The organism is Pseudofrankia coriaricola, assembly GCF_032027725.1.
Classification (GTDB): Bacteria; Actinomycetota; Actinomycetes; order Frankiales; family Frankiaceae; genus Pseudofrankia.
The window spans coordinates 63,199-76,639 of sequence record NZ_JASNFO010000044.1 but is presented as its reverse complement, the minus strand read 5'-3'; the positions used below and the strand labels follow the sequence as shown (position 1 = coordinate 76,639).

The 13,441-nt window shown below is 71.7% G+C and carries 14 protein-coding genes; 9 read left to right on the top strand and 5 right to left on the bottom strand.

The window, feature by feature from the left end:
- Positions 1–46 precede the first annotated feature (46 nt).
- A complete protein-coding gene (locus QOZ89_RS48330) occupies positions 47–850 on the bottom strand; it encodes a hypothetical protein (protein ID WP_312625338.1) in 804 nt (267 codons plus the stop codon).
- 167 nt (positions 851–1,017) lie between these two features.
- Complete coding sequence (locus QOZ89_RS23885; protein WP_312625337.1) at positions 1,018–1,737, bottom strand: hypothetical protein; 720 nt, start codon at positions 1,735–1,737, stop codon at positions 1,018–1,020.
- 395 nt (positions 1,738–2,132) lie between these two features.
- Here QOZ89_RS23885 and QOZ89_RS23880 point away from each other — a divergent pair, with 395 nt between their 5' ends.
- From QOZ89_RS23880 to QOZ89_RS23870, 3 genes are all read left to right on the top strand, one after another.
- Positions 2,133–4,343: a sensor histidine kinase gene (locus QOZ89_RS23880; RefSeq protein WP_312625336.1), complete on the top strand. Its 2,211-nt coding sequence runs from the start codon at positions 2,133–2,135 to the stop codon at positions 4,341–4,343.
- A 142-nt stretch (positions 4,344–4,485) separates the two neighbouring features.
- Positions 4,486–5,130: a response regulator transcription factor gene (locus QOZ89_RS23875; protein ID WP_312625335.1), complete on the top strand. Its 645-nt coding sequence runs from the start codon at positions 4,486–4,488 to the stop codon at positions 5,128–5,130.
- Positions 5,131–5,459: 329 nt separating this feature from the next.
- The gene (locus QOZ89_RS23870; protein ID WP_312625333.1) at positions 5,460–6,083 is read left to right on the top strand and encodes an HD domain-containing protein; all 624 of its coding nucleotides are present in this window, start codon (positions 5,460–5,462) and stop codon (positions 6,081–6,083) included.
- Positions 6,084–6,283: 200 nt separating this feature from the next.
- Here QOZ89_RS23870 and QOZ89_RS23865 read toward each other — a convergent pair whose 3' ends face one another.
- On the bottom strand, positions 6,284–6,496 hold the full coding sequence (locus QOZ89_RS23865; protein WP_312625331.1) for a hypothetical protein: 213 nt from the start codon (positions 6,494–6,496) through the stop codon (positions 6,284–6,286).
- Positions 6,497–6,567: 71 nt separating this feature from the next.
- Here QOZ89_RS23865 and QOZ89_RS23860 point away from each other — a divergent pair, with 71 nt between their 5' ends.
- From QOZ89_RS23860 to QOZ89_RS23835, 6 genes are read left to right on the top strand one after another with little or no spacing between them, the layout of a single operon-like run.
- Positions 6,568–8,040, top strand: coding sequence for an MFS transporter (locus QOZ89_RS23860; protein ID WP_198543056.1), 1,473 nt, complete (start codon positions 6,568–6,570; stop codon positions 8,038–8,040).
- Positions 8,041–8,062: 22 nt separating this feature from the next.
- Entirely contained in the window at positions 8,063–8,530 is a 468-nt protein-coding gene (locus QOZ89_RS23855; RefSeq protein ID WP_312625327.1) for a cytochrome ubiquinol oxidase subunit I, read from the top strand.
- Positions 8,527–9,573 carry a cytochrome d ubiquinol oxidase subunit II gene (locus tag QOZ89_RS23850; RefSeq protein ID WP_312625325.1) on the top strand — a complete coding sequence of 349 codons (1,047 nt, stop codon included), beginning with the start codon at positions 8,527–8,529 and terminating at the stop codon, positions 9,571–9,573. The genes QOZ89_RS23855 and QOZ89_RS23850 overlap by 4 nt, the downstream gene beginning before the upstream one ends.
- An 18-nt stretch (positions 9,574–9,591) precedes the next feature.
- Positions 9,592–10,182, top strand: a complete 591-nt coding sequence (locus QOZ89_RS23845; RefSeq protein ID WP_083418104.1) for a phosphopyruvate hydratase family protein — start codon at positions 9,592–9,594, stop codon at positions 10,180–10,182.
- Positions 10,179–11,207, top strand: a complete 1,029-nt coding sequence (locus QOZ89_RS23840; protein WP_312625321.1) for a phosphotransferase family protein — start codon at positions 10,179–10,181, stop codon at positions 11,205–11,207. Before QOZ89_RS23845 ends, QOZ89_RS23840 begins: the two co-directional genes overlap by 4 nt.
- Positions 11,204–12,133 carry a fumarylacetoacetate hydrolase family protein gene (locus tag QOZ89_RS23835; RefSeq protein WP_312625319.1) on the top strand — a complete coding sequence of 310 codons (930 nt, stop codon included), beginning with the start codon at positions 11,204–11,206 and terminating at the stop codon, positions 12,131–12,133. Before QOZ89_RS23840 ends, QOZ89_RS23835 begins: the two co-directional genes overlap by 4 nt.
- Positions 12,134–12,259: 126 nt before the next feature.
- On the opposite strand, the gene QOZ89_RS23830 is transcribed toward QOZ89_RS23835, so the two are convergent.
- Together QOZ89_RS23830 and QOZ89_RS23825 are read right to left on the bottom strand one after the other, a co-directional pair.
- On the bottom strand, positions 12,260–12,766 hold the full coding sequence (locus QOZ89_RS23830; protein WP_312625316.1) for a MarR family winged helix-turn-helix transcriptional regulator: 507 nt from the start codon (positions 12,764–12,766) through the stop codon (positions 12,260–12,262).
- 239 nt (positions 12,767–13,005) lie between these two features.
- On the bottom strand, positions 13,006–13,293 hold the full coding sequence (locus QOZ89_RS23825) for an ArsR/SmtB family transcription factor (protein ID WP_241841480.1): 288 nt from the start codon (positions 13,291–13,293) through the stop codon (positions 13,006–13,008).
- Positions 13,294–13,441: the final 148 nt, after the last annotated feature.

The window sequence follows — 13,441 nt, the reverse complement described above, 5'->3', positions numbered from 1 at the left end:
GGAATTGCCAGTCGCGGGTCCGTATGGCCTGGCTTGGCCGGAGTGGCTAGATGTGGCTGAGGTGTGCCGGTATGTGGCTGTCGTCGCTGGCACGTCCGGTGACGCGGAACAGCATGACCTGGGCGGTGGATCCGGCTCCCAGCGTGTTGTTCATGGTGACGGCGGTGCTGGGCGGGAAGGCGGCGAAGTCGACGACCACGTCGGCGCGTTCGCCCGGGGCCAGCAGGATGGTTGTCTGTTCGACGGGGTGGTCGAGCAGTCCGCCGTCGGATCCGATCTGGATGAACGGTGTCCGCGCCGGAGCGAGGCGGAGCTGGTAGCGGCGGGCGTTGGAGGCGTTGAGCAGCCGGAGGCGGTAGCGGGCGGCCGCCACCTCCAGTACCGGCCAGGGTGCGCCGTTGACGAGGATGACGTCGCCGAGCACGCCCTCCATGTAGGTGTCGGTCACGCCGCCGGTGGTGTGCAGTGCGTGGTCGGGCGTGGGGTAGCGGAAGGAGCCGTCGGCGTCGAAGGCCCGGTCGGTGATCATCAGCGGGATGTCGCGGTCGCCCCGGGGCAGTGGCAGGGCGGCCTCCTCGTCGTCGGTGACCAGGTGGAAGCCGGCCAGGCCGCGGTGGACCTGCGCGGCGGTGGAGTCCATGCGGTGGTCGAACGCGTTCGCGTCGTGCAGGGCCAACGCGTCGATGTCACCCTCTAAGTAGCGGCCGGCGAAGACCGGCTGGCCGAGGAATGCGAGCGAATGCAGGACCGCGACGACGCGCAGCACGTGGAGCGTGACGCGGGGGCCGGCATCGGCCGGCGGGGGTGGGTCGGCGGATTGCTCGGTGACGGCGTCGGCTTGCGTGGTCATCGTCGCTCCTGGCAACGCTGCGCTTGCTGTGTGCCGCCCGACGCCGCGAGCGACCTCTTGATCCCGTGGGCGCCCAGCAGCGGGCCGCCAGGGACTGCGGTTGTGTCCTGCGCGGCCGGTCTCCCCCTGGGAAGGTTCCGGGGAGACCGGCCGGGCCGGCTCGCGGATCAAGGCAGCCGGACCTCTCGCGCCGCCACACGCGCCTCGGGGGTCGGCGCCGCGGGGGCCGGGTCGGTGTAGGTGGCGGCGCAGAGAACGAGCAGGCCCAGGCTCCACACCGCCACGCCGGCCGGGAGAAGGGCGGACGAGAAGCTCATGCCCAGCACCGCCACCGTGGCGACGGCCGCGACCAGCGGGGCGCGCCGACGCCAACCCGTCCAGCGCCCGCCACGCGCCGAGGCCACCGCGAGCACGATGTAGCCGGCCACCGAGAGCAACGTCGCCGTCGTGAAGGTCAGGATCACGGCGATGGTGCCGGCGTCGTCGACACGGTCGCCGCGGACCGCGATCGAGGCGAGCTCGACCGCGGCGAGCAGCCCGAGCCCGCCGAGCGCGAGGCCGGCGCCGGCCCGCGCGGCGCGGCCAGAGCCTGCCGCGCCGCCGCGGGCGAACCCCAGTACGCCGACGAGCACAAGCGCGTGCAGCAGCGCGTTGACGAGGGAGACCACGACGTACGCCCCGCTCGAGAACGGGTAGCTGAACATCTTGCTCGACACGTCCGTCCCGGGCACGACGGCCGCCTGCACCACGAGCGCGTCGACCACGGTGGCCGCGGCGCCGACGACTCCCACGGCCGCCATCCGCCGCACCGACGCTGCGTTCGGGCCGCTCGCGGATCCGCCCGCCGGCACGCCATTCGTCGTTCTCAGGTCATTCGTCGTCGCCATGTCGTCCTCCCTAGGACGTGGTTCGGAAATGATGGGGACGCGGCTCCCAGGTGGTGGCGCCCGCGTTCTTGGCGGTGAAGCTACGACGGCAGTGATCTCCCGGGCATCAGGGCGGGCACCGCATTTCCGCGCGGTCCGGCCCGCGGCGGTGCTAAGTACCAGTACGCAGCTGGGGCGAGTACCAACGCTGTTGGCCCCGCCCGACGCCTCTGGGACGATGACGCGACCGCCGCGACGGTCGCTCCCATCCGGATCGGCCCTCTCCGGTCCCGGCCGTCGTCGAGACCGGGGCTGGCGAGCGACGGACGCCCGAGCGCGCGGGAACGGCCGCGTTCGCAGGGGGTGGGCCGGGCCGCGTGGGCACGGCGCGGCGAGCGGGCCGGGGAGGGGGCACGGTGGGGACGTCGGCGTTCCGCGGCCGGCTGCTCCCGGCGGTCCTGTTCGGGCTGACGGTCGCCGCCGAGGTCGCCGCCTGCGTGCTGTCGTGGTCGCTCGAGTCGCGCTACGACACGGTGCTCTACGCGCTGTCCAACGCCACGTTCGCCGCCGCCGGGGCGCTGATCGCCGTCCGCCACCCGCGCAATCCGGTCGGCTGGCTGTTGTGCGCCAACGGGACGCAGGTCGCGCTGACGGACCTCGCCCAGGGCTACGGGCTGCGGGCTGCGGAGCTCGGCTGGCCGGGCGGCCCGGCGGCCGAATGGGTCAATACAACGAGCTGGGCGTTCGGCAGCCTGATCCTGAACCCGATCTTCCTGCTGTTCCCCGACGGGCGCCTGCCCGGCCGCCGCTGGCGGTGGGTGCTGTGGGCCAATGGCCTCGGGGTCGCGCTCGCGGTGCCGGGCTGGGGGCTCGGCCACCTGTCCGACGGCGAGTTCGCCTCCGGGCGCAACCCACTGGCCACGGACGCGGTCCCCGCAAACCTCCTGTTCATCGTCGGCTCCGTGCTGATCGTCGGCCCGCTGGTCGCCTCCGTGGCGGCACTCGGGGTGCGGCTGCGCGCCGCGCGCGGCGCGCTGCGGCAGCAGCTCAAATGGTTCACCTACGCCGCCGCGGTCACCGGGGTCTGCCTGCCGGCGGCGCTGGTGCTGTGGAACCTGTGGCCGGGGGTACGCATCCTGCCGGCGGTGGCGCTGACCGCACTCCCGATCGCCGCGTGCGTCGCGATACTGCGCTACCGGCTCTACGACATCGACGTCGTCATCAACCGCACCCTCGTCTACGGCACGATCACTATTTTGTTGGCGGCGGCGTTCGCGGCGACGGTCCTCACCCTCGGCACGGTGCTCGGCCGCGGCTCCCCGGTGGCGACCGCGGGCGCCACGCTGGTCGTCGCGGTCGCGTTCCGGCCGCTACGCGGTCGGGTGCAGGCCGGCGTCGACCGTCGGTTCAACCGCGCCCGCTATCACGCGCTGCGCCGGATGGCCGACTTCCTCGACGCGCTGCGCGCCGGCCGCGCCGCCCCCGAGCAGATCGGCGCCGTGCTGCGCGACCTGCTCGACGACCCGGACCTGGACCTGCTGTTCTTCCAGACGGAGAGCGCCGTCTACGTGGACGCCGACGGCGAGCCGGTCGCGGACGTCGACGCGGCCGCGGCCGGCCGGACGCGGCTGCCGATCAGCCGCCGCGACGAGCCGGTCGCGCTGGTGCTGCACCGCCCGCGGCCCGACCCGCTGCCCCGGGACGTCGTCCAGGCGGGCGGGTTGGCGATCGAGATCGCCCGGCTGCGGGTCGAGCTACGCCGCCAGCTCGCCGAGGTGCGCGACTCGCGGGCGCGGATCGTCGCAGCGGCCAACGAGGAACGCCGCCGGATCGAGCGGGACCTGCACGACGGCGCGCAGCAGCGGCTCGTCTCGATCGGGCTGGCGCTGCGGCACGCGCAGCACCAGCTCGGCGCCGGCGCCGCCGGGCCGGAACGGGTGAGCCGCACCCTCGACGGCGCGGTCGCGCAGCTGGGCACCGCGATCGACGAGCTACGTGAGCTCGCCCGCGGCCTACCGCCGGCGCAGCTGGGCGGCGGCCTCGCCCTCGCGTTCGCCGAGGTCGCCCGCCAGTCCCCGGTACCGGTCGAGGTGCGCGTGCACCTGCCGCCCGCCGTGGCGGCGACGTTCACGTCCACCGGGTCGCTCCCAGCGCCGACGTCACCGGCGGCCACCGCGGCCGCGGCCCCCGACGCCGCGCCGCTGGCCGGGGGCACGGCGGCCGCGATCCGCGGCGGCGCGACGGCCGGCGTGGCGACGGACGTGGCCGCGGGCACCGGGACCGACGACGCGGTCATCGGCTCCGCCAGCACGGGCGGACGCGAGCAGGCGGGCGGCGGGCGGCTGGACCGCCGGCTCGAGGTCGCCGCGTACTTCGTCGGCAGCGAGGGGGTGACGAACGCCGTGAAACACGCGAACGCCCGCCGGATCGAGCTGACCGTGGAGGTCCGCGACGGCCGGCTCGTCGTCGCGGTGGCGGACGACGGCGTCGGCGGTGCCACCCCGGCGCGCGGGGGCGGGCTGCGCGGGCTCGCCGACCGGGTCGCCACCCTCGGCGGGACGCTGCGGATCGCGAGCGGTCCCGGCACCGGCACCGTGCTCACCGCCGAGCTGCCATGCGGCTCGTGAGCCGCGCTGCCCGCGTCCGCGGCCCCGCCGCCGGGCGCGCCACGGCCACCCGGTCGGCGGCCCCGCGCGCCGTGGCCAGGGGCCGCGCGGACCACCGCCCCACCGACCGGGACTGGACTGAGGCTGGGAGCGTGGCGCACCCATGCGAGTGGTGATCGCCGAGGATCAGGTGCTGCTGCGCGAGGGCCTCGGTCGGCTGTTCGAGGATGCCGGGCACGAGATCGTCGCGTCAGTCGGCGACCCGGAGGGGCTGCTCGAGGCCGTGGACCGGCACCGCCCCGACCTCGCCGTCGTCGACGTCCGGATGCCACCGACGTTCACCGACGAGGGCACCCGAGCGGCCGGCGAGATCAAACGGCGCCACCCGGCGGCCGGGGTGCTCGTGCTCTCCCAACACGTCGAGACGACGCACGCCGTCCGGCTCGTCACTCTCGGCGGGTTCGGCTACCTGCTCAAGGACAGGGTCCTCGACGTCGGAGAGTTCCTCGCCGCGGCCGAGCGGGTCGCCCGCGGCGGCTCGGCGCTCGACCCGAAGGTGGTCGCGAGCCTGCTCGCCTCCCAGCGGGCCGACGACCCGCTCGCCGGGCTGACCGACCGGGAGCGCGAGGTCCTGCGGCTCATGGCCGAGGGCCTCACGAACGCCGGCATCGCGCGCCGCCTCGTGCTGTCCGAGCGCACCGTCGAGGCACACGTCCGCCGTATCCTGACCAAGCTCGACGTCCCCGAGCACGCCGACGCCCACCGCCGTGTCCTGGCCGTCCTCACCCACCTGTCCCTGTCGGCGTAGGCGTCCCGGCCGCCCGGTGGGCGAGGCGGACGCGGCGCGCCGCCGAGCGCGGTGTCGTAGGCGTCGGCGGCCTTGCGTAGTGCCGGGGGGTGGTTGTGCGCCCAGGTTGCGCATCCCTATAACCATCCCTATGGCAATTGGAGTGGATCACGATCCTGGCGGCCCGCCGACACCAGGCGCCCTGGTAGGTCGCTGGCGTGAAGTCGCCCCGCCGCGTTCCCACAAGCCTGCTTTCGTGCTGCAGCATGCCGACTGGGATGCCTGATCCGTCCGCGATGGCCCAGGCGCGCCCCCGTCGGTCGCTGTGGCACGTGAAGGGAGCTCGGGGCATGTTGCAGGTGTTCGAGGCGGCGGCCGGTTGGCCGTCCGTGCGTGAGCGATTGGCCAGGCGCATTGCGGAACAGGATCTAGCCTCGCTGGATGATGCGGTCGCCTTCGCTGTTCGGTGGCACGGGGACCAGACTCGGCCGGCGGGTGAGCCTTATGCCGAGCATCTGCTTGAGGTCGTGTGTGTGTTGGTGGAGGCGATCGGAACGACTGACATCGACGTGTTGCGCGCGGCCGTGCTCCACGATGTGGTCGAGGACACGGAGTGCTCGCTGGAGGATGTGCGCGAGCGCTTCGGTGACCGCGTCGCGGGCTTGGTCGACTGGGTGACCAAGCCCGCAGCGTCGGAGGGCCAGACACGTGAGGAGGTGCGGGTGGCATATCTGACACGGTTGCTTAGCGCCCCGGATGATGCACTGTTGGTGAAGCTGGCGGACCGGCTGAGCAACGTGCAGCGGCTGGACACACATCCTCGGCCGGAGAAACGTCGTTCGTACTACCAGGAGACGGTGCGCTCTGTCGTCCCGCTCGCGCAGTCCCATCCGTGGTTCCGCCAGTGGTATGCGGCCTGGAGCGACGCTTTCGGTCATTTGGCTGTCGACAGCCTGGACGCGCGTTCCCAGTGACACGTGCGGTGGGAGTTTCTGGACGCGGCTCTTGCCTCATGACCTGACCACCTGGGCTTGCCCACAGAGTTGGCGAACGGTTGCGTCTTGGCGAAGGGCGGACCGCAGGCGGGTGATCATCGGTGGGAGCCCGCATAGGGCTGGCCCGCGAACGACAGCGGACGTTCATGGACCCCGGCGGACGTCAGTCGGCCCGTGACCTACACCAGTGGACGTGAGCAGACGTCGGCGGACATGACCATGCCCTCGGACTGTGGCGGGCGCACGGCCCGCTCGTCGATGTAGCCGCGGAACTGGATCTCCCTGGCGATGGCGAGCGCGAGGTCGGCAAGCCCCGCCCACCCCTGATCGTCGCTCGGCCGAGCCGCAGCTCCTGCCCGCGTTGGTCGGTCCCCGTCGCGGATCAGGCCCACACCCCAGGTAGTTATGACGCAATCATGATTATCGGTATATAGTGATGTAGTCATAACAACTGGAGGATCATGTGACGACCTCTCTCGACACCCGACCCGCACCGGTCCGACCCGACTCGCCGGGTGCCGTGGCGCGCGCCGGCGGCCTGCATCCGGTCGGCGTACTCGTCCTGCTGGCGGGCGCGTTCCTGCCGATCGCCGACTTCTTCATCGTCAACGTCGCGCTGCCGACGATCGACGCCTCGCTGCACGCGTCCGCCGCCGCGCTGGAACTGGTGGTGGCCGTCTACGGTGTCGCGTACGCCGCCGTCCTCGTCCTGGGGGGCCGGCTGGGTGACCGCTTCGGCCGCCACAACCTGTTCCAGGTAGGGCTGGTCGGCTTCATCCTGGCGTCACTGGCCTGCGGGCTGGCGCCCTCCATCGGCATACTCATCGCGGCCCGGCTGGTGCAGGGGGCGGCGGCCGCCATGCTGGTACCCCAGGTGCTCGCGACCTGCCATGCAACCTTGGAAGGTGAACGTAAGACGCGGGCGCTGGCGCTCTACGGCGCGACCTCGGGTATCGCCGCGGTGGTCGGCCAGGTGGCCAGCGGGCTGCTGATCAGCGCCGACATCGCCGGCACGTCCTGGCGGCCCATCTTCCTGATCAATGTTCCCCTGGGCATCGCGGTGTTCGTTTCCTCGCGCATAGTCGTCCCCGCCAACCGGTCCCCGCACCCGGCCAGCATCGACGTCCCGGGCACGGTCCTCTTCGCGGCGACGCTCACCGCCCTCCTCGTGCCGCTGACCGAGGGCCACACGCTGGGCTGGCCGGCCTGGACGTGGGTGCTGCTCGCCGTCGCCGTCGCGCTGGCCGCCGTCACGGTCGTCGTGGAACGACGCGCGGAGACACGCGGCGAGGTGCCCCTGCTGCCGCCGTCACTGCTCAAGCTGCCGTCCATGTCCCGCGGGCTGGCCATGATCGCGGCGTTCAGCCTCGGATTCGGCTCCTTCATGTTCGTCTTCGCGCTCACCGTCCAGGGCGGCTTGCATGCCAGCCCACTCAAGGCCGGGCTGGCGATCTTGCCGATGGCCGTCCTCTTCCTCCTCGGTTCGATCGTCAGTCCCAAGCTCATCAACCGGTTCGGCCGCGGTGTACTCGCCGTGGGCGGATTGGTGCAGGGGACCGGACTGGCGCTGCTGATCGTCATCCTCGCCACCGGCTGGCCGCACGTGAGCCTCGCCGAACTGGGTGGACCCCTGCTCCTGGTCGGCGCCGGACAGTCGATGCTGTTCGCCGGGCTGTTCCGCGCCGTGCTCAGCGACGTCCCCGCCCACCTCGCCGGCGTTGGCGGCGGCGTTCTCATCACCCTGCAGCAGTCCGGGCTGGCGCTCGGCGTCGCGACTCTCGGCACGCTGTACCTGGCGCTGGAGCCGCACAGCATTCCGGAGGCCTTCGGCAGTGCGGTCGGCGTCCAGCTCGGCATCGTCGTGCTACTGGTCGTCGGCAGCCGCTTCCTGCCGCGCTTCACGGCCCACGCCGCGGACATACCCGTGGAGCAGTGATGAGTCTGCTCGAATTGTCCCGATGGCAGTTCGCCATTACCTCGCGGCACTGCTGATGTTCGGAACGGCGTTCGCCGCCACGGTCCTGCGCATGCGGAACCGGCTGTGGACCGCGCGACGATTCCACGCATTCGTTCTCTGGACGACACCGGCCGGCGTCCTCGGCATCCTCGGCGGCTGGGTGACCGCCGAGGCGGGACGCCAGCCGTGGGTCGTCTTCGGTCAGCTCCGCACGTCCGAGGCGGTCTCCAGGCTGGCCTCCGGCGAGGTGCTGTTCTCGGTGATCGGCGTCTCGGCGCTCTACCTCGGCATGCTCGCGGCGTACATCGCCTATGTCGTGCGCACGATGCGTATCGGTCCCGAACGGGACGATCCACGGCGCCAACCGTCACCGGAGCCGCCGGATCTGACTCCGCTCGAATCCGCGGACGTTCCGATACCAGCTGAACGTCGCGCGCTGCTCAGTTCCCCGGAGGTGGCGACGCGATGATCACTTCGCTGTGGCTCGCGGTGGTGCTCGTCTGCTTTCTTGCCTACATCGTGCTGGACGGCTACGACCTCGGGGTCGGCGTGGCGAGTCTGCTCGAGCGCGACGGCGAGCACCGGCGGCGCATGCTCGAGTCCGTCGCGGTCGCCTGGGATGGCAACGAGACCTGGCTCATCCTGCTCGGCGTCGCGCTGTGGTCCGGGTTCCCGCTGGCGTTCGGCACGGTCCTCCCGCACGCCTACCTCCCGATGACCGTTGTGCTGTTCTCGCTGATCGTGCGCGGCGTGAGCATCGAGATGGCGTCCCAGGCCCCGCCCGGCCGCCGCTGGACGACCGCCTTCGGAATCGCATCCCTGCTGGCCTCGTTCGGCCAGGGTTTCGCGCTGGGCACGCTGACATCGGCGCTGCGCGTGAGCAACGGGGCCTACGCAGGCTCGGCGTTCGGCGCCTTCGGCTGGTTCTCGGCGCTGGCTGGGGTCACCGTCACCGCGGGGTACACCGCCCTCGGCTACGCCTACACCAAGCAGAAGTCGTCCGGGAGCCTGCGCGAGACCGCCGGGCGCCGCGGGCTGGCGTGCACGGCGCTCACGGCCGCGTTGCTGGTCGCCGCCCTTTTCGCGATCAACGACACCGCCGCGCGGCTGGACCTCAGCAGCCCAGGACGGGCGTTCGCCTTCGGCGGTCTGCTGCTGTTCGCCGCGGCGGGGGCAACGACCGCCATGGTCACGTTCTTGTGGAGCCAACGGTCTAGCGCCGCCGACACGCTGCCTATCGGCGGCCTCGTCGTCGCGACGGTGTCAGTGATTCTCGCGCTCGCCGTCGCCCGTTATCCGGTCCTCGTGCCGCCGGACCTGACCGTCGAGGGCGCGGTCGGTCCCCACAACACGATGGTGTTCATCCTCGTCGGCATCGGCCTCAACATGCCCCTGGTGGTGGCCTACAACGTGTTCGCCCACCGGGTCTTCGGCGGCAAGCTCGACACCGGGCGCCCGCTCTCCGAACCCCCAGACGGCGAGAATCTCGCTCGCACAGGAGCACACTCATGACCGCCCGAAGAGCCGCTCATGGCGCGACCCCGCGCACCTCGGTCACTCCCCGCGCCCGTTCGCGGTGTACTGCGCCTGCTGGCCGCCGCCGGCTGGACCGTGCTCGGCCTCGTCGCCTCCTGGGTCGAGGATTTCCCCGTCCTGTCGGTGGAGGACCCGCTCGACGAGGAGGACTGGGAGGGCTGGCGGGAGATCACCCACCGCCTCGGCGCGCGGGTGCACCTGATCGGCGACGACCTGTTCACCACGAACCTGACCCGCCTGCGGCTCGGCATCGCCCGGGGCTGCGCGACCGGTGTGCTGGTGAAGGTGAACCAGAACGGCACCCTGTCCGGCACTCTCGAGGTCCTGGCCGAGGCCCGCGCCGCGGGGTACGCCCCGGTGGTGTCGGCCCGGTCCGGGGAGACCGAGGACGACTTCCTGGCCGATCTGGCGGTGGGCACCGGCGCCGGGCAGATCAAGGTCGGCTCGGTGCGCTCCTCCGAGCGGCTGGCCAAGTACAACCAGCTGCTGCGCATCGCCGAGGACCCCACGCTGTCGTACCGCGGATACCCAGCCGCACCGGATGCCTCGCGCAACCACCAGGCGACGGCGAGGCTGAGCGCGTGAGCCGGTCCGGCGCTGAGCAGCGCCTGGTAGTGATCGAGTTCCTGCGGCGCAACCATCTCGTCGCGCCCACTGCCGAGCCCTTACTCACACCGTTGCCCGGCGGCGTGTCCTCCGACCTGTGGCGCGTGGACGTGGCCGGTCGGTCGCTGTGCGTCAAGGGGTCGTTGCCGCAGCTGAAGGTGGCCGACACCTGGCTCGCGCCGGTTTCCCGCAACGCGGTCGAGTACGCCTGGCTGCGGTTCGCGCGGCCGCTCCGTCCCGGTCAGGTGCCGCGGGTGCTCGCCCATGACCCTGAGGCGGGCTTGTTCGCGATGGAGTACCTCCCGCCCGAGCGCTATCCGGTGTGGAAGACGCTGCTGTTCGCTGGCGAGGTCGACGTCAGTGCCGCCCGGGCCGTCGGCGACCTGATCGGTGACCTGCACGCGGCGAGCGCCGCCGACCCGGCGAGCGCGACCCGCTTCGCGACGGACGAGAATTTCGACGCGCTGCGGATCGAGCCCTACCTGCGCGCCACCGCCCGAGCCCACCCGGACCTGCGGCCGAGGTTCGCGCTGCTGGCCGAGCGGACCGCGAACACCCACCTGGCCGTGGTCCACGGGGACGTGAGCCCGAAGAACATCCTGCTCGGCCCGCACGGCCCGGTGCTGCTGGACGCCGAGTGCGCCTGGTTCGGCGACCCGGTCTTCGACCTCGCGTTCTGCCTCAACCATCTGCTGCTCAAGTCGGTCAGGCTCCCGTGCCTGGCCGCCGAGCTCCAGGCCGCGGCCCGCGCGCTCACGGACGCCTACACCGCCCGTGTCATCTGGGAACCGGTGCCCGCGCTCACAGCTCGGGCCGCGACCCTCCTGCCCGCGCTCGCGCTGGCCCGGGTGGATGGCAGCTCGCCGGTGGAGTACCTCGACGAGCCGGGGCGCGTCCTCGTGCGCGCGATCAGCCGGCGGCTGCTCGCCGACCCACTGTCCGATCTCGAGCTCGTCCTCGAGCGCTGGTCGATGCTCGCCAACCCGGGGAACGTGATCACATGACCAGCTTCTCCCTGGCCACCATCAACGTGGACGGTTCACCGACGCCGACACTCGTCGTCGGCGACCGGTACTACCGCATCCCAGACGTCGCCCCCGAGCTGACCGCGTCAGGGCGTGGCGGGCTGATGACCGTGTTCGAGCGCTGGGCAGGGGCGGAGCCGGCCCTGGTCGCCGCCGCCGGCCGCATGACCGCAGAACCCGACGCATCGCCGTCGCTGTCGGCGCCAGCCCGGCTGGAGGACTGGCTCACGCCTCTGCAGTACCCCCACAAGGTCATCTGCACCGGTTCGAACTACTACGACCACGTCACCAGGGATGGCGGCCATACGGGGTTCAGCAAGGAGGACAACATCCCGGTGTTCTTCCTCAAGCCGCCGACGACCACCCTCGTGGGGTCGGGTCGTTCGGTGCGCTACCCGGTGCAGTCGGCGAAGTTCGACTACGAACTCGAGCTGGCCTTCGTCATCGGCAAGCGCGGCCGGCACATCAGCGTCGCCGAGGCCAGGAACCACATCGCCGGCTACACCATTGGCATCGACCTGTCCGCGCGCGACTGGCAGCGCCACCCCAAGCACCTGGTGAAGTTCGACCTGTTCGGCGGCAAGGCGTTCAACGACAGCTGCCCGCTCGGCCCGGCGGTCGTGCCAGCACGCTTCGTCGACCCGGGCCACCTGGACCTGCGGTTCTGGGTCAACGGCGAGCTACGCCAGGACGCGAACACGGCCGACATGATCTGGGACGTCGGCGAGCAGGTCGCCCGCGTCAGCGAACACGTGACTCTCGAGCCGGGCGACGTCGTCATGACCTGCACGCCGGCCGGCGTTGGCCTGGCAACGGGCACCTGGCTGAAGGTGGGCGACCGCCTCGAAGGGCAGATCACCGGCCTCGGCGCGCTCAGTGTCGAGATCACCGACGACCACGGCTGACGGCTGCTACCAAAGGCGTGGGCGCCCGATGGGGCTCCGCGTTCTGCCTCGGAGGGTGAAATGCCCCGCGAGAGTGGCCGCTTCGCGTTGGAGTAGACCGGCCCGCGCGGCGTGGTTCGAAGCTGGTCACGCCGCGGGTGTGGAGGACGGGCTGCGCGGGCGCATCTCCACCAGGCCGGCTGTGACTGTGCGCAGCAACCTGAGCGCGGAGTCGAGGTGGCTGGTGTTGTTGCCAGCCGCGGCGGAGACCGCCGCAGCCCACTCGTTCCGTACCAGCGCGTAGTTGCTGCGTCCGCGTTCGGTGGCGCGAACGATCACGCCGCGGCGGTCGTCCGGCTGGGCCCGCCGTTCGACGAGCCCTTTACCTTCCAGTCCTCGCAGGACGGCGGACAGGTTGGTGCGCTGGAGTCCGGTCGCGTCGGCGATCCGGCTGGGGGTCGCGGTCGGCTCGCGCTGCAGGTAGCGCATCACCATGCCTTCCGACTGTGTGAGGGTGACGGCCCGCTCGTCGATGTAGCCACGGAACTGGATCTCCCGGCTGATGATCAACGCCAGGTCGGCGAGCTCCTCCCACCGGGGGTCCACGGCGGGTCCGGCTGTCTCCTGCACCGGCCGCCGCTGGTCGTTGGTCACGCCACACAGACTAGACCCTTGCCAAGGCATAGTTATGCGTGCAGCATCGTTGCTAGATCATAATTATCTATTCGTAATTAAGCGTGGCCACGCCGCCGGCATCCCGGACGCGGGTGCACAGTGGCAGGATCTCGTCCGAGTCCCCTTTGCTGTCGTCGTCTGCACCAGCCTCTACACGTTCTTCAAACGTAGGCACTGGCTCTGACCATCGTCCCACCGGGCACGTGAGGGCCGCGCTGTCAGTCGTGGGGCGGGAGACGGCCGAGTTGGTGGTCGGCGACGCCCAGGGCTTCGGCGACCAAGCGGCGGAGGTGGCCGTGCCGCAGGGCGTAGACCACCCGGCGGCCCTCCTTGCGGGTGGTGACGAGCCCGGCCAGGCGGAGCCGGCTCAGGTGCTGGCTGACGGAGGGCCGGGCCGCGCCGCACGCCTCGGTGAGGGTGGTCACGTCCGCCTCGCCCTCGGACAGGCGTTGCAGGAGGGCCAGGCGGGTGCGGTCGGCCAGCAGCCCCAGGACCTCCGCCGCCACGGCCAGACGCTCGCCATCGTCTGGCTGTTGCGGCCTGTGCGCACCTGATAGTTGCATGCGTGCACTCATATGCACATGATGGGGCGGTGGATCGCCGGTGTCCAACCGGCCTGCCATGTCGACCTGCCATGTCGACCCCCGAACCGGA